General features: G+C 67.0%; 16 protein-coding genes. 12 read left to right on the top strand and 4 right to left on the bottom strand.

Annotated features, from left to right (window positions below):
• Positions 1-33 precede the first annotated feature (33 nt).
• The 3 genes from MXB90_RS03360 to MXB90_RS03350 all read right to left on the bottom strand — a co-directional run bounded on the left by MXB90_RS03360 (position 34) and on the right by MXB90_RS03350 (position 2,590).
• A complete protein-coding gene (locus MXB90_RS03360; protein WP_250041055.1) occupies positions 34-993 on the bottom strand; it encodes a DMT family transporter in 960 nt (319 codons plus the stop codon).
• 150 nt (positions 994-1,143) lie between these two features.
• Complete coding sequence (locus MXB90_RS03355; RefSeq protein ID WP_462982206.1) at positions 1,144-2,277, bottom strand: hypothetical protein; 1,134 nt, start codon at positions 2,275-2,277, stop codon at positions 1,144-1,146.
• Positions 2,278-2,410: 133 nt separating this feature from the next.
• Positions 2,411-2,590 carry a hypothetical protein gene (locus MXB90_RS03350; protein WP_250041053.1) on the bottom strand — a complete coding sequence of 60 codons (180 nt, stop codon included), beginning with the start codon at positions 2,588-2,590 and terminating at the stop codon, positions 2,411-2,413.
• 46 nt (positions 2,591-2,636) lie between these two features.
• Here MXB90_RS03350 and MXB90_RS03345 point away from each other — a divergent pair, with 46 nt between their 5' ends.
• From MXB90_RS03345 to MXB90_RS03325, 5 genes are all read left to right on the top strand, one after another.
• Positions 2,637-3,578, top strand: a complete 942-nt coding sequence (locus MXB90_RS03345) for a GNAT family N-acetyltransferase (RefSeq protein WP_250041052.1) — start codon at positions 2,637-2,639, stop codon at positions 3,576-3,578.
• 104 nt (positions 3,579-3,682) lie between these two features.
• Positions 3,683-4,660 (top strand): TDT family transporter, encoded by a 978-nt coding sequence (locus MXB90_RS03340; protein WP_250041050.1) that lies wholly within the window; start codon positions 3,683-3,685, stop codon positions 4,658-4,660.
• Between the two features lie 69 nt (positions 4,661-4,729).
• Positions 4,730-6,178 (top strand): IMP dehydrogenase, encoded by a 1,449-nt coding sequence (gene guaB / locus MXB90_RS03335; RefSeq protein ID WP_250041048.1) that lies wholly within the window; start codon positions 4,730-4,732, stop codon positions 6,176-6,178.
• A 54-nt stretch (positions 6,179-6,232) separates the two neighbouring features.
• The gene (locus tag MXB90_RS03330; RefSeq protein WP_250041046.1) at positions 6,233-7,399 is read left to right on the top strand and encodes an RsmB/NOP family class I SAM-dependent RNA methyltransferase; all 1,167 of its coding nucleotides are present in this window, start codon (positions 6,233-6,235) and stop codon (positions 7,397-7,399) included.
• Positions 7,400-7,457: 58 nt separating this feature from the next.
• On the top strand, positions 7,458-9,803 hold the full coding sequence (locus MXB90_RS03325; protein WP_462982203.1) for an ATP-binding protein: 2,346 nt from the start codon (positions 7,458-7,460) through the stop codon (positions 9,801-9,803).
• A gap of 6 nt (positions 9,804-9,809) precedes the next feature.
• On the opposite strand, the gene MXB90_RS03320 is transcribed toward MXB90_RS03325, so the two are convergent.
• Positions 9,810-10,403 (bottom strand): sulfotransferase family 2 domain-containing protein, encoded by a 594-nt coding sequence (locus MXB90_RS03320; protein ID WP_250041041.1) that lies wholly within the window; start codon positions 10,401-10,403, stop codon positions 9,810-9,812.
• 196 nt (positions 10,404-10,599) lie between these two features.
• On the opposite strand from MXB90_RS03320, the gene recA reads away from it, so the two are divergent.
• The 7 genes from recA (at position 10,600) to MXB90_RS03285 (ending at position 19,583) form a co-directional block, all read left to right on the top strand.
• On the top strand, positions 10,600-11,667 hold the full coding sequence (gene recA, locus MXB90_RS03315; protein WP_250041032.1) for a recombinase RecA: 1,068 nt from the start codon (positions 10,600-10,602) through the stop codon (positions 11,665-11,667).
• Positions 11,668-11,814: 147 nt separating this feature from the next.
• The gene (alaS, locus tag MXB90_RS03310; RefSeq protein ID WP_250041025.1) at positions 11,815-14,472 is read left to right on the top strand and encodes an alanine--tRNA ligase; all 2,658 of its coding nucleotides are present in this window, start codon (positions 11,815-11,817) and stop codon (positions 14,470-14,472) included.
• Positions 14,472-14,762, top strand: a complete 291-nt coding sequence (locus MXB90_RS03305; RefSeq protein ID WP_250041022.1) for a DUF1330 domain-containing protein — start codon at positions 14,472-14,474, stop codon at positions 14,760-14,762. The genes alaS and MXB90_RS03305 overlap by 1 nt, the downstream gene beginning before the upstream one ends.
• Positions 14,763-14,861: 99 nt before the next feature.
• Positions 14,862-15,656 carry a class II glutamine amidotransferase gene (locus MXB90_RS03300; RefSeq protein ID WP_250041020.1) on the top strand — a complete coding sequence of 265 codons (795 nt, stop codon included), beginning with the start codon at positions 14,862-14,864 and terminating at the stop codon, positions 15,654-15,656.
• A gap of 89 nt (positions 15,657-15,745) precedes the next feature.
• Positions 15,746-17,110, top strand: a complete 1,365-nt coding sequence (gene cysS, locus MXB90_RS03295) for a cysteine--tRNA ligase (protein ID WP_250041018.1) — start codon at positions 15,746-15,748, stop codon at positions 17,108-17,110.
• A 68-nt stretch (positions 17,111-17,178) separates the two neighbouring features.
• Positions 17,179-18,801, top strand: coding sequence for a citramalate synthase (cimA, locus tag MXB90_RS03290; protein ID WP_250041016.1), 1,623 nt, complete (start codon positions 17,179-17,181; stop codon positions 18,799-18,801).
• Complete coding sequence (locus tag MXB90_RS03285; RefSeq protein ID WP_250041014.1) at positions 18,798-19,583, top strand: squalene/phytoene synthase family protein; 786 nt, start codon at positions 18,798-18,800, stop codon at positions 19,581-19,583. The genes cimA and MXB90_RS03285 overlap by 4 nt, the downstream gene beginning before the upstream one ends.
• The last annotated feature ends 11 nt before the right edge of the window (positions 19,584-19,594 follow it).

The following is a 19,594-nucleotide window of genomic DNA, read 5'->3' as shown; positions in this document are numbered from 1 at the left end:
TGCGCCCGGGTTTAGCGCGCGCCGCGCGCGTCGTCACGGGGTTTTGCGCCCGATCCCGCCGCCGATGCCGCCATTGATCACCACAAGCCCCAGCGCCAGCACCCCGAAACCCGCCAGGGCGTTGAACGACAGGGCCTCGCGATAGGCGACCCAGCCGGCCAGCACCGCGACAGGCGGCACCAGCAGCGTCACCAGCATCAGGTTGCCCGCGCCCGCCAGCGCCAGCACCCGGTAATAGATCAGATAGGCCAGCGCCGAACAGCCCAGGATCAGCCAGCCCAGCCCCGCCCAGACCGGCGCCGACCAGTCAAAGCCCGGCGCCCCTTCGAACAGGATCATCGCCGGCACCAGCCAGACCGCGCCCCCCGTCAGCATGCCGGCCGCCGCCACCTCGGGGCCAAGGCCGCGGATCGCCACGCGCGCATAGGCCGCCCCCAGCGCGAAGGACACCGAAGCCCCCAGCACCGCGATCTGTGCCAGCGATCCAAGGTCCAGCGTGCGCAGGACGCCCGGGCCCATCGCCAGCACCACCCCGGCAAAGCCAAGGCCCACCCCGGCCAGCTTGCGCCGGCTCAGCCGTTCGTCGGCAAAGACCAAGGCGGCCACCAGCACCGCAAAGATCGCGCTGGCCGCATTCAGGATCGCCGCCAGCCCGCTTTCGATATGCATCTGGCCCCAGGCGATCAGCGCGAAGGGAATGGCGTTGTTCAGCCCGCCCAGGATCACAAAGCGCGGCAAAAGCCGCGCATCGGCCGGCACCGGCAGGCCGCGGATCGCGATATAGCTCCACAACACCGCCGCCGCTCCCATCACGCGCAGCGCAGCGATCGAGAAAAAGCCCAACTCGGTCAGTGCGGCGCGGTTCGACAGGAACGCCCCGCCCCACAGCACCGCAAGCCCGATCAGCAGCGCCCAGGCGCGCGGCGACAGCCGGGTCTGGTCGGGACGGGCCGGTTCGGGGCGGTGAGGGGTGGGGCGGTCGGGTGTGGTCATGGCCGGCACGCTAGGCCGATGCGGCGGGGCTTTCCAGCGCGATCTTGTGCCGGTCACAATCGCGCCAAAGCCGGTGCACGTCCGCCCGCCAAGCGGATCGAAAAAGGCCCCGCCGGGGGGCGGGGCCTTGGCAGTGTCCGGTGGGGCGGATCAGAAGGTCACGCCAACCCGTAGGCCCGCGCCCCAGCCGGAATTCCCGGTGAACTCGGCCCCGATCCCGCGCGTGGTCGCATCGCCGATATCGACATAGCGCAGACCGCCGGTGATCTTGACCTTGTCCATCGTATAGGTCGCGGCCAGAGAAACGGATGCAAAGCCATCAGTCGGGCCCAGGTTGCCGGTCGGATCGCCGTTCTGCTTTTCATAGCCCAGCACCACGGCGCCTGACCATTGTTCATTGAACTTGCGCCCCACGCCTAGCGAATAGGTGATTACGTCGTTGCTGTAATCGACCAGATTGCCGCCCAGAACCGTGGCGTAATCCTGGGGCGGGATCTTGAACGCTGTCCAGTCCACCCAGCGGACCGAGCCGAACAGCAGCGTATCGGCGGCAATCCCGGTCTGGAATTCGAGGTTGAGCGACTGCGGCACCTCTGTTTCAAAGACCGACGTCCGTCCGACGCCCAGAGGCGAGCTTTCGGTTGCGTCAAAATCATGCGTGATCGCGGAATTGTAGGTCAGCGCGACACGGGCGGCGATTTCGGGCTTTTCCCAAGCAATGCCCAGCACATAACCGAAATCGGTCTCGGTCGAGGTGCTCATGCCATAGGGCACGACCAACGCGGGGTTCATCACCGGGTCCGGGCGGACCTGCAACGCCACCTCACCCGAGGTGCGCAGCGCGCGGACGCCGCCGATCAGCGAGATGTTGTTTTCCATCTTGTAGCGCAACAGCGCTGTGATCGCGTTGGAATCGATGGTCGCATAGGACCCCGCCAGCGGATAGGACCGGAACCCCAAGGGCGTCGCCCCGCCGGCATCGGGGCTGTAGTTCAGATCCGCCCCGATCGGCTGGTCGAAGATGATCGCCAGATCCAGCCGGTCGCTCAGCGCCTGCTTGTAGCCCAGCGACAGCGTGCCGTATCCCAGCGCCATGTCGCCCGAGTTGAGAACGCCCCCGACCGACCCCGACACATCAGGCGAAAAGGCGCCAAAGTTCACCTCGGCATAGCGGCCCTGTTCGAACAGGATCGCCACCGATTGCGTCGAACGCTCGATCCCACCGGCGGTGGCGGCGCCTGCGGCCAGCGCAAGGGCGCTGGCAGTCGTCACAACACGTCTCATCATGATCCTCATCCCTGCGTGTTTGATTTCTTGTTGAGTATGAAGCCTATCATCAAGAAAACGTGAATCAATCAACCCCGCGGTGTGACGTGGCGTCCGTTTTCGGCCCGCCCGGGACAATCGGGCGCAGGGGTCAGGGCTGGCCCGCCCCGATCACAATCTGTGCCAGCCGCCAAAGCCCAAGCCCCGCAAGCCACAGGCCAGAGGCCGCCCCCGCCACAAGCAGCGCCGCCCAGGCCGTCAATCGGGGCGGCGGCGGGCCGGGGGCTTTGTGGGGCTGCAAGCGGGGGCGGGTGTTTTTTTCGCGCGTCATGGCGGCGATTAAACCTGTGTTAGGTGAATCATGGCTTAACGGCGCCATGGATCAGATCACCACGCCCCGACATGCCGCCCCGCCTTGCCCCGCGTTCCGGACCGGGCGGGCGGCGATTGGTATCCGTCCCTTTGCCGGGGAAGGCGCCGACTGGCTGGCCGCGGTTGAGGCGGCGGGGGGCGGCGCGATGGCGCAGCATCCGGCCTGGGGCGATCTGGCCGCGGCGGCGGGACGGCGCGTGGCGCGGCTGGAACTTGTGCTGGGTGCCCAGGTGATCGGCCGGGTGCAGCTGACGGCGCGGGCGGGGCTGCGGCTGGCCAGCCGTGGCCCGGTCTGGCAGGGTCATCCGGATGCCGGGCTGCGCCGGGCGGGGCTGCGGGTGCTGGCGCGGGGCGGCGGGCCGCTGATGGTGACGCCCGAGGAGCCGGTGGCGGGTTTTGGCCTGATCCCGCTGATCACGGCGCGCCACCGTGCGATCTGGGATCTGACACCCGCGCCGGATGTGCTGCGGGCCGGGCTGCAGGGCAAATGGCGCAACCGGCTGGGCGCGGCCGAACGCGCGGGTCTGCGTGTCCGGGTGGAACGCGACCCCGGCTGGTTGTTGCAGGCCGAGGCGGCGCAGCGGCGCGCGCGGGGTTATCGTGGCCTGCCGGCGGGGTTTATCGGGGCCTGGGGCCGGGCGGTTCCGGGCGGGGTGCTGGCGCTGGGGGTCTGGCAGGGTGGCGCGCCGCTGGCGGGGATGATCTTTCTGCGCCACGGCACCCGGGCCAGCTATCACCTTGGCTGGACGGGGGCCGAGGGGCGGCGTCTGGGCGCGCATCCGTTGCTGCTGTGGCAGGGCGCGCTGCGGCTGCGCGCGGCGGGTGTGCGGGGGCTGGATCTGGGCGATGTGGACGGGGCGCAAGGCGCGGGGCTGATGCGGTTCAAATGCGGAACGGGCGCCGATCTGCGGCCACTTGGCGCGACCTGTCTGGTGCTGCCGGGCTAGGCGGGGGTGATGGGCGGGACGACCGGCGGGGCCTGCGGCGCGCTGGCACTGGCACTGGCGCGCGGTTTGGGCGAAAAGAAGGCAGATCAACCCGGAGCCCCCGCATGACCCTTCCCCCCGACCTGACCGTGAAACCCGTAACCCCGCCCGGATTGTGGCAGCGCACCCCACCGGCGATCTTTCCGCCGGTGCTTGGGCTTATGGGGCTGGCGCTGGGGTGGCGGCGGGCGGTCGGGGGCTTTGGCATCCCCGCCGGTCTGGCCGATCTTCTGGCCGGGGCGGTGGCCCTGCTTTTCCTATTCGTCTTCGTGGCTTATGCGGCAAAGATGATGCGCAGGCCCGGCGTGGCGATCGCGGATCTGAAAATCCTGCCGGGCCGGGCGGGGCTGGCGGCGGCGGTGCTGGCGGGGCTGATGTTTTCGGTCCTGCTGGGGCCGGTCGCGCCCGGCGCGGCGCGGGTGGTGTTCTGGATCGCGCTGGCGCTGCAGGGCGCGCTGATCGGGGCGATTCTGTTCGTCTTCGCCACCGGCCCCGCGGAACAGCGCCGCGTCACCCCGGTCTGGCACCTGAGCTTTACCGGCGTCATCGTCACCGCGCTGGCCGCGCAGCCGCTGGGCTATGCGGGGCTGGGTTCGGCGCTGTTCTGGGTGGCGCTGGCGGCGGCCTCGGGGATCTGGCTGATCTCGTTGCAGCAGCTGTCGCGCGCCGATGTGCCCGCGCCGCTGCGCCCGCTGATGGCGATCCACCTGGCGCCCGCGGCGCTGATGGGCACGGTGGCGATCGGGTTTGACGCGCAGGGCATCGCCGGGATGCTGGGGATCCTGTCGGTGCTGATCCTGGCCGCGGCCCTGGTGCGGCTGCGCTGGCTGCTGGCGGCGGGGTTCAGCCCGCTGTGGGGCGCGCTGACCTTTCCGCTGGCGGCCACGGCCGGGTTCTGGATCGCGCTTGGCGGGGTCTGGCTGATCCCCGGCGGGATCCTGCTGGCGGCGGCCTCAATCATCGTTCCGGCCATCGCGACCAAGGTGCTGCAGCTTTGGGCCAAGGGGCAGCTGGCCGCAAAAACCGGCGCCGTCGCTGCGTGAGGGCTTGCCATCGCGGCATTTGCGTGAAACAGGGAACCGCCAAACGAATGCAAGTCCCGGAGGACCCCGATGCAGATTCGCGAGGCGCTCACCTTTGATGATGTTCTTCTGGTTCCGGCCGCATCTTCGGTGCTGCCGTCCGAGGCCGATGTCTCGACCCATGTGACCAAATCGATCCGGATGAACATCCCGCTGCTGTCCTCGGCGATGGACACCGTGACCGAGGCGCGCATGGCCATTGCCATGGCACAGGCAGGCGGCATCGGGGTGATCCACCGCAACCTGACGGTGGATCAGCAGGCGACCGAGGTCCGCCGCGTCAAGCGCTTTGAAAGCGGCATCGTCTTCAACCCGATCACGCTGCGCCCCGATCAAACGCTGGCCGATGCCAAGGATCTGCAGGACCGCTTCAACGTCACCGGCTTTCCGGTGGTGGATGAGCAGGGCCGGGTCGTCGGTATCGTGACCAATCGCGACATGCGCTTTGCCAATGACGATCGCACCCCGGTGCGCACCATGATGACCTCGGACAACCTGGCGATGCTGACCGAGCCGGCCGATCTGGACGAGGCGCGCAACCTGATGCGTGCGCGCCGGATCGAGAAGCTGCTGGTCACCGATGGCAAGGGCAAGCTGACCGGGCTGCTGACGCTGAAGGACAGCGAAAAGGCCGTGCTGCACCCGCAGGCCTGCAAGGACGAACTGGGCCGGCTGCGGGTGGCGGCGGCCTCGACCGTGGGGGATGCGGGCTATGAGCGGTCCTGCGCGCTGATCGAGGCGGGCTGCGATCTGGTCGTGATCGACACCGCGCATGGCCATTCCGAAGGTGTGGCCAAGGCGGTCGAACGGATCAAGGCCTTCGCCGCGGGCGTGCAGGTCGTGGCCGGCAACGTCGCCACCGCCGAGGCGACGCGCGCCCTGATCGGCGCGGGTGCCGATGCGGTCAAGGTGGGCATCGGTCCGGGGTCGATCTGCACCACGCGGATCGTGGCGGGCGTGGGCGTGCCGCAGCTGACCGCGATCATGGATGCCTGCTCGGCCGCGGGCGACATCCCGATCATCGCCGATGGCGGCATCAAGTTTTCCGGCGATTTCGCCAAGGCGATCGCGGCGGGCGCAAGCTGCGCGATGGTGGGCAGTGCGATCGCGGGCACTGACGAATCCCCGGGCGAGGTGATCCTGTATCAGGGCCGCAGCTACAAAAGCTACCGCGGCATGGGCAGCCTTGGGGCGATGGCGCGCGGCTCGGCCGACCGCTATTTCCAGAAGGATGCGGCCTCCGACAAGCTGGTCCCCGAGGGGATCGAGGGGCAGGTGCCCTACAAGGGCCCGGCGGGCACGGTGATCCATCAGCTGGTCGGCGGCCTGCGCGCGGCAATGGGCTATACCGGCAAGCGCACGGTGGCCGAAATGCGCGGCGGCTGTGAATTCGTCCGCATCACCGGCGCCGGGCTGAAGGAAAGCCATGTCCATGACGTGCAGATCACGCGCGAGTCACCCAATTACCGGATTGGCTAAGGTTTCCAATCCTATGGCGGTCGTTTTTGATGTTTTGCGCAAAGGGGGCGGGCGGTGACGCCCGCCGCCCGCGCGGCTGCCGCGATCGAGATCCTCGACCGTATTCTGGCCGGCCAACCGGCCGAACCTGCGCTGATCGGCTGGGCGCGGGGCAACCGGTTTGCGGGCTCTGGCGATCGCGCGGCGATCCGCGATCTTGTGTTCGATGCGCTGCGCTGCCGCGAGTCCTTTGCGGCCCTGGGCGGGGCGCGCAGCGGGCGCGGCCTGATCCTTGGCAGGTGTCGCGCGCAAGGCATTGATCCGGATGATATTTTTACGGACGACCGGCATGCCCCGGCCCCCTTGTCGCCGGATGAACAAAACGCGGGCGCCCCGGCGCAGGGCTACGCGGCGGTCGATTGCCCGGACTGGCTTGGCCCGCAGCTGCAAGACAGCCTTGGGGCGGATTTCGCCCCGGTGATGACCGCCCAGCAGGCCCGCGCGCCGGTGTTCCTGCGCGTCAATCCGCGCCGGGCAAGCCTGGCGCAGGCCCAGGCCGCGCTGGCCCGCGACGGCATCGCGACCCAACCCCATCCGCTTGCCAAGACCGCGCTGGAAGTCATCGAAAACGCACGGAAAATTCAACAATCCGAAGCCTTTCAGACCGGCATGGTCGAGCTGCAGGATGCCGCATCGCAGGCGGTGGTCGATGCGCTGCCGCAGCGCCCGGGGATGCGGGTTCTGGATTATTGCGCGGGCGGCGGCGGCAAGACCCTGGCGCTGGCCGCGCAGCTGGATGGCAAGTTCAGCGCCCATGACATCGACCCGGGCCGGATGCGCGATCTGCCCGCGCGCGCGGCCCGTGCGGGGGTTCGGGTCACGATCCTGCCGCCGGGCGGGGTGCGTGGGGGCTTTGATCTGGTGCTGGTCGATGCGCCCTGCTCGGGCTCGGGAACCTGGCGGCGCACGCCGGATGCGAAATGGCGGCTGACGCCCGCGCGGCTGGCGGAACTGGTCGATCTGCAGGCGGCAATTCTGGACCAGGCGGCGGCGCATGTGGCCCCCGGCGGGACGCTGGCCTATATGACCTGTTCGCTGCTGCGCGCCGAGAATGAGGATCAGGCAGCGGCCTTTGCCGCCCGCAGCCACTGGCCCCTTGGGGCGCAGCGGCGGCTGACCCCGCTGGATGGTGGCGACGGGTTCTACACGGCGCTGTTCACGCGGCCAGAGCGTGTGGATTGACACAACTATAAGTTGTGAATTAGTTCCATTAATCGCGCTTTAATCTTTGTGCCGCGCAATGCGGAAAGCCGATTCTGTGCAAAGGGCTTTTCGCGTGACATATCCGGTCCACCCCAATCAGCCCCTGACCCGTGCCGCGGTCCTGCTGGCTCCCGGGGGCATTTACCTTGTCGTTGGGGCGGCGGTCGCGCTTGGCGCAGGGGTTCTGGTGCCAGATCGGGTGTTGGGGATGATCCTGCTGTCGGTCGCGGGCACGTTGCTGGCGCTGGCGGGGGTGGTGCATTTCCTGTCGCGCCACGCTCGGTTGCGGCAGGCGCGTTTGCAAGAACAGATCGCGACCTTTGTCGCCCATGATGCCGCGCCCAGTTTCACCACCGATATCGAGGGGGAGATCGGCTTTCAGAACCGGGCCGCGGTGGAACGGTTCGGATCGCGCGGGGGCCAGACGCTGGCGCGTGCCTTTGGCGAGATTTTTGCCAATCCCGCCTCGGTGCTGAACCGGCTGCAGACCAAAGCCGCGGCGGTTGGCGCCGCGCGTGAGGATATGGTGACCCGGCGCGGCCATGTGCGGCTTTCGGTGCATCAGATCGGCGAGGGCGGGTTTCTGTGGCGCCTTGAGGATATGGCCGAACGCCCGGTGGGCGGGCGCGGGGCGGAAACGATCAGCCTGCCGATGCTGACGGTGTCCAAGACCGGCACGGTCCTGTTCATGAATGAGGCGCTGCGCCGGCTGGTGGGCGAACGGGTGCGCACACTGGACCGCATCTTTGTGCAACTGCCGCTGCGGTCGGGCGAAGAGCATGAGATCATGACCCCCTCGGGCCCGCTGCGCGCGGTGGCGGCCGAACTGGAAGGGCCGGGCGGACGCAGTGAAATCTATCTTTTGCCGATGGCGACCGGGCGCGCCTCGGCCCATGATCCGGCCTCGTTCGAGGCGCTGCCGGTGGCCCTGATGCGGCTTGCGGCGGGGGGGGAGGTGTTGGCGGTGAACCGCGCCGCCCGCGGCCTGCTGGGCCAGATCGCCCCGGATGCGCGGCTGGCCGACCTGTTCGAAGGTCTGGGCCGTCCGGTTGAGGATTGGGTGGCAGATGCGCTGACCGGCCGCCTGGAAAGCCGCCCCGAGGTGTTGCGCGCGCGGCGCGGCGATCAAGAGGTGTTCCTGCAGGTCTCGCTGAGCCGGGTGGTTGAGGACGGGCGCGCGGGCCTGATCGCGGTGCTGTCGGATGCCACGCAGCTCAAGACGCTTGAGGCGCAGTTCGTCCAAAGCCAGAAGATGCAGGCGATCGGCCAGCTTGCCGGCGGTGTCGCGCATGATTTCAACAACTTGCTGACTGCGATCACCGGCCACTGCGATCTGCTGATGCTGCGCCACGACAAGGGCGATCCGGACTATGCCGATCTTGACCAGATCAGCCAGAACGCCAACCGCGCCGCCAGCCTGGTCGGGCAGCTTCTGGCCTTTTCGCGCAAGCAGACCCTCAAGCCGCGGGTGATCGACCTGCGCGACACGCTGTCCGACCTGACCCATCTGCTCAATCGTCTGGTGGGCGAAAAGGTCCGCCTGTCGTTGCGCCACGACCCTGATCTGCGGCTGATCCGGGCCGACAAGCGCCAGCTTGAACAGGTGATCATGAACCTGGTGGTGAATGCGCGCGATGCCATGCCCGGCGGCGGCGAGATCCGGATCGAGACGGAAAACTCTCATCTGGCCGAGGATCTGGCGCGGGACCGTGCTTCGGTGCCCAAGGGAGATTATGTGCTGGTGACCGTGACCGACGAAGGCACCGGCATCGCGCCCGACCGCCTCGGCAAGATCTTTGAACCCTTCTACACCACCAAGCGCACCGGCGAGGGAACCGGGCTTGGCCTGTCCACCGCCTACGGCATCGTGAAGCAGACCGGGGGCTATATCTTTGTCGATTCGGTCCTGGGGTCGGGCACGGCCTTCACCATCTATCTGCCGGCCCATGACCGCCTGGCTACCCCCGAACCGGAAGAGGTCACGGATCGGCCCGCGCCGGTGGCAAGCCAACCGCGGGCAACGGCCAGCGTGCTTCTGGTCGAAGATGAGGCGCCGGTGCGTGCGTTTGCGTCCCGGGCGCTGAAGCTACGGGGTTATACCGTGTTCGAGGCCGAAAATGCCGAACAGGCGCTGCGTCTTCTGGAGGATACGGCGCTGGAAATCGATGCCTTTGTCACCGATGTGATCATGCCCGGAATGGATGGGCCGACCTGGGTGCGCGAGGCGTTGAAGACGCGGCCGGGCACGGCGGTGGTGTTTGTCTCGGGCTATGCCGAGGATGTCTTTCAGGATGGGCGGCCGCCGGTTCCGAACGCGGTCTTCCTGCCCAAGCCCTTTTCGCTTAGCGAACTGACGGCGACGGTGCAGAAACAGCTGAACTGATCGGGGTCAGCGCAGGCCCGCGTAAAGCGCGAAATCCGCGCCCATCGCGCTGCGCAGGCGGGCCTCGGTGGCCGCGGACAGGTTGACATCCGCCGCGGGGGGCACGTTGACCCGGGGCAGGGTGATCGCGCAATCCAGCCGATCTTCAAGGAATTGCACGAAGGTATCCATGTCTTCATAGCGGAAAATGCGGTCGACCAGCGGGTGCCCCTGGGCATCACAAAGAAAGTCGGACTGGCTGTCGATCCGGGGAAACCCGGGGGCATCGCCGGTGGCATAGGCCTGGGCGAAGGCATCGAAAGAACAGCCGTGCAGCGCATGCACAGGATCGTCAAGTTCATCACGTTGCGCAAAACGATACCAGGACCGCAACCAGCCGATCGGCTCACGCATCAGGGCCACGGTGGTAAAGCGCGCGCGCGCCGTTTCGTTCAGCAGTGGCGACAGATGCGCCCGATATTGCCGCGCCGTGATATGCTTGAGCGTCGCGGGGCGCTGCATGGCGACGCTTGCCAGCGACTCCAGCGCCACCTCGATTGCGGTCGATCCGGTCTTGGGGGTGGCCAGAAACACAAGTTCCTGTTCCCAGAAAATCAGCATGTCGGCCCCCGGCCCTGGCAAAATGGCATTTTCGTAAACCTGTCTTTAACCAAATCGGAAAAGAATGGGAATCGTGATGAATTCGATTGAAATGTTCTGGTTTTTCCCCCATGAAAAAGGGGAACATAGTGCGAACATCGGGTGGGGCAGGCATTGATTGCCGTGGCCAGCGCTCTGTGGGATAAGGAAGCGAATGATGGCAACGGCGAGCCTTTTTGACATGAACGACAAGAAGAATGCGGACAAGCAGAAGGCGCTCGATTCGGCGCTGGCGCAGATTGAGCGGCAGTTCGGCAAGGGCTCGATCATGCGGTTGGGCGCCGACAATCCGGTGGCCGAGATCGAGGCAACCTCGACCGGGTCGCTGGGCCTGGACATCGCGCTAGGGATCGGGGGGCTACCCAAGGGCCGCATCGTCGAGATTTATGGCCCGGAAAGCTCGGGCAAGACCACGCTCACGCTGCATGTCGTGGCCGAGGAACAAAAGAAGGGCGGCGTCTGCGCCTTTGTCGATGCCGAACATGCGCTGGACCCGAACTATGCGCGCAAGCTGGGCGTGAACCTGGATGAGCTGCTGATCTCGCAGCCTGATACGGGCGAACAGGCGCTGGAAATCGTCGATACGCTGGTGCGTTCGGGCGCGGTCAGCCTTGTCGTCGTGGACTCGGTCGCGGCGCTGACGCCGAAATCGGAAATTGAAGGCGACATGGGTGACGCCACCGTCGGCGCCCAGGCCCGCCTGATGAGCCAGGCGATGCGCAAGCTGACCGCCAGCATCGGGCGCAGCAACTGCATGGTGATCTTCATCAACCAGATCCGGATGAAGATCGGCGTGATGTTCGGCAACCCGGAAACCACCACCGGGGGCCATGCGCTGAAATTCTACGCCAGCGTGCGCCTGGACATCCGCCGCATCGGCGCGATCAAGGACCGGGACGAGGTCGTGGGCAATTCGACCCGCGTCAAAGTGGTGAAGAACAAGGTGGCCCCGCCCTTCAAACAGGTCGAATTCGACATCATGTATGGCGAGGGCATTTCCAAGGTCGGCGAACTGGTCGACCTGGGCGTCAAGGCCGGCGTGGTGGAAAAGTCGGGCGCCTGGTATTCCTATGGCGATGAACGCATTGGCCAGGGGCGTGAAAATGCCAAGCAATTCCTGCGCGACCATCCCGATGTGGCGCATTCGATCGAGGACAAGATCCGCGCCAGCCACGGGCTCGATTTCGGGGCCAGCGAAGAGGATGATACCCTGACCGAGGACTAGGGCGCAGAACGTGCCTGACACGGTCAGATGCGGCACAGAATGTGCCACCAGACGGCCGGGCCCTGCGCCCGGCCGTTTGCTTTGCTGGACAGGCGCCGGGCCGGGCGTTAAACGGGGGCAATCCCGCCCCATGAAGGCCCGAAAACCATGCCCAGCCTGAACGATATCCGCTCTACTTTTCTGAATTTTTTCGAACGCAACGGTCACCGTATCGTTGACAGCAGCCCGCTTGTGCCGCGCAACGACCCGACGCTGATGTTCACCAACTCGGGCATGGTGCAGTTCAAGAACTGCTTCACCGGGGTGGAAAAGCGTGACTATGTCCGCGCCACCACCGCGCAGAAATGCGTGCGTGCGGGCGGCAAGCACAATGACCTGGACAACGTCGGCTACACCGCGCGCCACCACACCTTCTTTGAAATGCTGGGCAATTTCAGCTTTGGCGATTATTTCAAATCTGACGCGATCCCCTTTGCCTGGGAATTGCTGACCAAGGATTTCGACATCCCCAAGGACCGGCTTCTGGTCACCGTCTATCACACCGATGATGAGGCCGCGAATATCTGGAAGAAGGTCGCGGGCCTGTCGGATGACCGGATCATCCGCATCCCCACCAACGACAACTTCTGGATGATGGGCCCGACCGGCCCCTGCGGCCCCTGCACCGAGATATTCTTTGACCATGGCGATCACATCTGGGGCGGCCCGCCCGGCAGCGCCGAGGAAGATGGCGACCGCTTCATCGAGATCTGGAACCTCGTCTTCATGCAGTTTGAGCAGTTCGAGGATGGCAGCAAGCGCGACCTTGACATGCAGTCGATCGACACCGGCATGGGCCTGGAACGCATCGGCGCGCTCTTGCAGGGCAAGCACGACAACTACGACACCGACCTGATGCGCGCGCTGATCGAGGCTTCGGCCCACGCGACCAGCGCCGACCCGGACGGCCCGGGCAAGGTCCATCATCGCGTGATCGCGGACCATCTGCGGTCAACCTCGTTCCTGATCGCCGACGGGGTGATGCCCTCGAACGACGGGCGCGGCTATGTGCTGCGGCGGATCATGCGCCGTGCGATGCGCCACGCGCATATGCTGGGCGCGAAGGATCCGGTCATGCACCGTCTGGTGCCCGCGCTGGTGCGCCAGATGGGTGCGGCCTATCCCGAACTGACCCGCGCGCAGGCGTTGATCGAGGAGACGCTGAAGCTGGAAGAAACCCGCTTCAAGCAGACGCTGGACCGTGGCCTGAAGCTGCTGGATGAGGAACTGGCTGACCTGCCCGAAGGCGCGGCGCTGCCCGGCGCTGCGGCGTTCAAGCTGTATGACACCTACGGCTTCCCGCTGGACCTGACGCAGGATGCGCTGCGCGAAAAGGGCCGCGCGGTCGAGGTTGAGGGCTTTGACGCCGCGATGGCCGAACAGAAGGCCAAGGCGCGGGCGTCCTGGTCGGGTTCGGGCGAGGCCAGCGATGCGCGGATCTGGTTCGAACTGGCCGAAAAGCACGGCGTGACCGAATTCCTGGGCTATGACACCGAAACCGCCGAGGGCCAGATCATGGCGCTGGTCAAGGACGGGGCCGAGGTCGGTCAGGCGCAGGATGCTGTGCAGATCGTGGTAAACCAGACGCCGTTCTACGCCGAATCCGGCGGTCAGGTGGGCGACCAGGGCATCATCCGGACCGATACCGGCGAGGCGCGCATCACCGATACGAAAAAGGTGGCCGGCGTCTTCATTCACATCGCCGAGGTGACCGAGGGCACGATCCTGCGCGGCCAGCCCGCCAAGCTGGAAGTGTCGCACCGCCGCCGGTCAGCCATTCGCGCCAACCACTCGGCCACGCACCTGCTGCATGAGGCGCTGCGCCGCGCGCTTGGCGATCATGTCGCGCAGAAGGGCAGCCTGAACGCCGAGGATCGTCTGCGCTTTGACTTCAGCCATGCCAAGGCGCTGACCGCGGCCGAGGTCGCCCAGGTCGAGGCCGAGGTGAACGAATTCATCCGCCAGAACACACCCGTCGAAACCCGGATCATGACGCCCGACGATGCCCGCGCGCTTGGCGCACAGGCGCTGTTTGGCGAAAAATACGGCGATGAGGTGCGCGTTGTGTCCATGGGCGAGCTGCTGGGCTCGGGCAAGGGCGCCGATGGCAAGACCTATAGCCTGGAACTGTGCGGCGGCACCCATGTGGCGCGCACCGGCGACATCGGCGCCTTTGTCGCGCTTGGCGACAGCGCCTCCAGCGCCGGGGTGCGGCGCTTTGAGGCGCTGACGGGGCAGGCGGCGCTCGATCACCTCAAGGCGCAGAACGATCGCCTGCTGGAGGCGGCAGCCGTGCTGAAGACCGCGCCCGCCGATCTGGCCGACCGGGTCCGTGCCCTGGCCGACGAACGCAAGCAATTGGCCAATGAAGTGGCGCAGCTGCGCCGCGAACTGGCCATGGGCGGCGGCGCGCAGGGCGGGCCGGAAGTGCAGGAAATCAATGGCTTGCGCTTTGTTGCGCAGGTAGTTTCGGGCGTGTCGGGCAAGGATCTGCCGGCGCTGGTCGATGACCTGAAGGGTCGGGTCGGGTCCGGCGTGGTGCTGGTCGTGGCCGATACCGGCGGCAAGGCCGCTGTGGCTGCGGGCGTGACGCCCGATGCCACCGCGCGCATCAGCGCCGTCGATCTGGTCAAGGCGGCCGCGGCCGCGCTTGGCGGCAAGGGCGGCGGTGGTCGCCCCGACATGGCGCAGGCCGGCGGGGCCGATCCGTCCAAGGCCGATGAGGCCGTCGCCGCCGTCAAGGCCGTCATCGCGGGGGCAGACTGATGCCCGCAGCGCTTTGGATTGCCCATGTGACGGTTCTGGATGCCGAGGCCTATGGCAAATATGCCGCCCTTGCCGGTCCCGCGATCGCGGCGCATGGCGGGGTGTTTCTGGCGCGCGGCACGCGCTATGTGCAGCTGGAAGGCAAGGACCGGGCGCGCAACGTGATCGCCCGTTTCCCCAGCCTTGAGGCCGCCGAGGCCTGCTATCACAGCCCCGAATATCAGGCCGCGCTGTCGCATGCGCGCGGCGCCTCGGAACGCGATCTCGTGATCGTCGAAGAAAGCGCCTGATCCCCGCGCCATCTTTCCGGCCCGCCCCGGATGCGGTATATGACACCCATGTGTCAGCATCCGGGGCGGAGCCAACCGCGCCCGAAAAGGGGCAGGTCGATGTGCCGTTGGGCCGCGTATATCGGGCAACCGATCTTTCTGGATGAAATCATCAGCCGTCCCGGCCATTCGCTGATCCGGCAAAGCCATTGCGCCACGCAATGCCACACCGCGATCAATGCCGATGGCTTTGGCCTGGCCTGGTATGGCGAACGGCCCGAACCGGGGCTGTATCGCGATGTGATGCCCGCCTGGTCCGACCCGAACCTGCGCAGCCTGACCGCGACGGTGAAATCGGGCCTGTTTCTGGCCCATGTCCGCGCCTCGACCGGGACGGCCACCAGCCGGAACAATTGCCACCCCTTTGTCGTGGGGCGCTGGTCGTTCATGCACAACGGCCAGATCGGCGGTTATGACGCGCTGCGCCGCGATGCCGAGATGATGATCCCCGATGCGCTTTACCCGCATCGCAAGGGCGCGACCGACAGCGAGGCGTTGTTTCTGGTTGCGCTGGCCGAAGGGCTTGAAACCGCGCCCCGGCAGGCGCTGGAACGGGCCACCGCGCGCCTTGAGGCGTTAAGCCGCGCCCGCGGTGCCGCGCCCCATATGCGGCTGACGGCGGCCTTTTCGGATGGCGCTCGGCTTTATGCCGTGCGCTATGCCACCGACGATCAGGCCCCCACGCTTTATCACCGCTGGTCGGACACGCGCGGGGGGCGGGCGGTCGTGTCCGAACCGCTGGAGCCGGGCGAATGCGACTGGCAGGTGGTGCCGGAAAACAGCTTTTGCACCTTTGACGGGCAGGGCGTGACGGTCGAACCCTTTGCCCCCGCGGCACAGGCCGCCGCCGCCTGAGCGCGCCTTTTGCCGCGTCGGCCCTTTCAGCGGTTTTCAAACCCGCCCCGAACCTGCTAAGTCCGCGCGGGACCACGCGTGAGGACGCCATGACCACGATCCGCCTGCACAACACCAAGACCCGCCGCAAGGAAGATTTCGTGCCGATCGACCCGGCCAATGTGCGCGTCTATTGTTGCGGGCCGACGGTCTATGACCGCGCACATCTGGGCAATGCGCGCCCGGTGGTGGTGTTTGACGTGCTGTTCCGTCTGCTGCGCCATGTCTATGGCGCGGATCACGTGACCTATGTGCGCAACTTCACCGACGTCGATGACAAGATCAACGCCAAGGCCGCCGAGACCGGGCGCCCGATCCGCGACATCACCGAGGAAACGATCGCCTGGTATCACGCCGACATGGACGCGCTTGGCGCGCTGCGCCCCACGCATGAGCCGCGCGCGACCGACTACATCGCCCAGATGATCGCGATGATCCAGGATCTGATCGCGCGCGGCCATGCCTATGCGGCGGAAGGTCATGTGCTGTTTGACGTGCGCAGCTTTGCCGATTACGGCCAGCTGTCGGGCCGGTCGGTCGATGACATGATCGCCGGCGCCCGGGTCGAGGTTGCGCCCTACAAGCGCGATCCGATGGATTTCGTGCTGTGGAAGCCGTCCAGCGACGATCTGCCCGGCTGGGACAGCCCCTGGGGCCGCGGCCGCCCCGGCTGGCATATCGAATGTTCCGCGATGAGCTTTGAGCTGCTGGGCGCGGGCTTTGACATCCACGCGGGCGGGATCGACCTTCAGTTTCCCCATCATGAAAACGAGATCGCGCAAAGCTGCTGCGCCCATCCCGGCGCGGGCTTTGCCCGCTACTGGCTGCACAATGAGATGCTGCAGGTCGAGGGCAAGAAGATGTCCAAGTCTTTGGGCAATTTCTTCACCGTGCGCGATCTTCTGGACAAGGGCATCCCCGGCGAGGTGATCCGGTTTGTCTTTTTGCAGACCCATTACGGAAAGCCGATGGACTGGACGGCGGAGAAGGCCGCGCAGGCCAAGGCGACCTTGCGGAAATGGCGGGGGCTGGTCGCGGGCATCGAGCCCGCGCCCAGCCCGGCGCCCGCAGTCGTCGCCGCACTGGCCGATGATCTGAACACGGCGGGCGCCATTGCCGAGTTGCATGCGTTGACGGGTGATCCTGCGGTCTTGAAGGCCTCGGCCGCGTTGTTGGGTCTGTTGGACGACGCGATGGGGGATTGGGCCGCGGCGCCTGCGGTAGACCTTTCGGCCCATGCGGCGCATCTGGCCGCCTTGCGTGAAGCTGCGATGCAGTCCAAGGATTTCGCGGCGGTGGATGCGATGAAGGCGGCGCTGATGGCGGCGGGGGTCGAGGTGCGGATGTCGAAGGCGGGGGTGGAATTGCTGCCCGGGCCGGGCTTTGATGCCGCGCGGCTGCCGGGCCTTTGCTAGGCGGTGCCGTCAGGGTTTGAGTATTTTTGCCAAGAAGAAGCCCCATCGGGCGAAGGAGCAGGCCAGCGATGACACGCGAGCGGCTTTACATCTATGATACCACGCTGCGCGACGGGCAGCAGACGCAGGGCGTGCAGTTCTCGGTCCCCGAGAAGGTGGCGATCGCGCAGGCGCTGGATGCGATCGGGGTGGATTATATCGAGGGTGGTTGGCCCGGCGCGAACCCGACCGACAGCGACTTCTTTGCCGCGCGGCCCGCGACGCGGGCGGTCTTTACCGCCTTTGGCATGACCAAGCGGGCCGGGCGGTCGGCGGCCAATGACGACGTGCTGGCCGGCGTGATGAATGCGGGCACGCCGGCGGTTTGCCTGGTGGGCAAGACGCATGATTATCACGTGACGGCGGCGCTGGGGATCTCGCTGGAAGAGAACCTTGAAAACATCCGCGCCTCGGTCGCGCATATGGTGGCCTCGGGGCGCGAAGCGCTGTTCGATGCCGAGCATTTCTTTGATGGATACCGCGCGAACCCGGATTATGCGCTGGCCTGTCTGCACGCCGCGCGGGATGAGGGCGCGCGCTGGATCGTGTTGTGCGACACCAACGGCGGCACGCTTCCGGCCGAGGTGGCGCGGGTGGTGTCCGAGGTGATCGCGGCAGGCATTCCCGGCGACCGGCTGGGCATCCATTGCCACGACGATACCGGAAATGCGGTGGCCTGTTCGCTGGCCGCGGTGGAGGCCGGGGTGCGGCAGATCCAGGGCACGCTCAATGGTCTGGGCGAGCGGTGCGGCAATGCCAACCTGACGACCCTCATCCCGACGCTTCTGCTGAAAGAGCCGTTCCGCAGCCGGTTCGAAACCGGCATTTCCGAAGAGGCGCTGCGCGGCATCACCAAGCTGTCGCGCAAGCTCGATGACATCCTGAACCGGGTGCCGCTGCGGTTTGCACCCTATGTCGGGGCCAGCGCCTTTGCGCATAAGGCGGGGCTGCATGCCAGCGCGATCCTGAAGGACCCGGCCACCTATGAACACATCGACCCTGCACAGGTGGGCAACACCCGGCTGATCCCGATGTCGAACCAGGCGGGGCAGTCGAACCTGCGCGCGCGTCTGGCCGCCGCCGGGATCGAGGTCGACCCGAAAGACCCCCGCCTGTCCCGTATCCTTGAGGTGATCAAGGAGCGCGAGGATCAAGGCTATGCCTATGACGGCGCCCAGGCCAGTTTCGAGCTGGTGGCGTTGCGCGAACTGGGGCTTTTGCCCGCCTACTTTGAGGTCAAGCGCTACCGTGTCACGGTGGAACGGCGCAAGAACCGCTATGACCGGATGGTCAGCGTGTCCGAGGCCGTGGTGGTGGTGAAGGTCGGCGGGCAAAAGATGCTGTCGGTATCCGAAAGCATGGGCGAGGATGGCCATGACCGCGGCCCGGTGAACGCGCTGGCCAAGGCGCTGGCCAAGGATCTGGGCCCTTATCAGGCCTGCATCGACGACATGAAGCTGGTCGATTTCCGCGTCCGCATCACGCAAGGCGGCACCGAGGCGGTGACCCGCGTGATCATCGACAGCGAGGATGGGCAGGGCCGGCGCTGGTCGACGGTGGGGGTGTCGCCCAACATCGTCGATGCCTCGTTCGAGGCGCTGCTGGATGCGATGGTCTGGAAGCTGAAGCGCGACGGGGTGGCGCCCGCATGACGCCCGAGGACAGCGCGCAGGCGGCGGCGGGGCTGGTGCGGGCGGGCGATCCGCTGCGCTTTGCCGCCGCGATGGCCGCGCCCGAACCGGGGCGGTCGGCGCTGCTGGCGCTTTATGCGCTGAACCTGGAACTGGCCCGCGCGCCCTGGGCCTCGGCCGAGCCGATGGTGGCCGAGATGCGCCTGCAATGGTGGATCGACGCGCTTGAGGCGTTGGTCCGGACCGGGCGGGCCCCGGCGCATGAAATCGGCCCGGCCCTGGCGCAGCTTGTCGCGGAAGGGCTGGACCTGTCGCCGATGCTGGCCCTGGCCGAGGCGCGCCGCTGGGATTGCTGGCGCGACCCCTTTGCCGATGCGGCGGCGCTGGATGCCTATCTGGCGGCGACTTCGGGCGGGATGTATCGGGTGTCGGCGGCGGCGCTTGGCGCGCCTGCGAAGGCCGGCCCCGCGCTGGCCGATTACGGCTATGCCGCTGGTCTGGCGGCATTTTTGGGCGCAACCCCCGAGCTTGAGGCGCGCGGCCGCGTGCCGCTTGTGGATGGGCGCCCCGATGCGGTCGCGGCGCTTGCCACGCGCGGGTTGGCGGCGCTGGCACGCGCGCGGGCGGCACGCGGGACGGTGCCGCGCATGATCTTGCCAGCGCTTTTGCCCGGCGCCGAGGCGGGGGCGATCCTGGCCCGTGCCGCGCGCGCGCCGGGCCTTGTCGCCGCCGGGGGCCTTGCGCGGTCGGAATTCGCGCGCCGCGCCCGTCTGGCCTGGATGGCGATGACCGGGCGCTGGTAGCGCGCGGGGCT

Origin of the sequence: Phaeovulum molybdatiresistens, from assembly GCF_023544865.1 — a bacterium.
Lineage (GTDB): Bacteria > Pseudomonadota > Alphaproteobacteria > Rhodobacterales > Rhodobacteraceae > Pontitalea.
The sequence above is the reverse complement of the archived record's forward strand: the minus strand, read 5'-3'. Positions and strand labels throughout refer to the sequence as shown.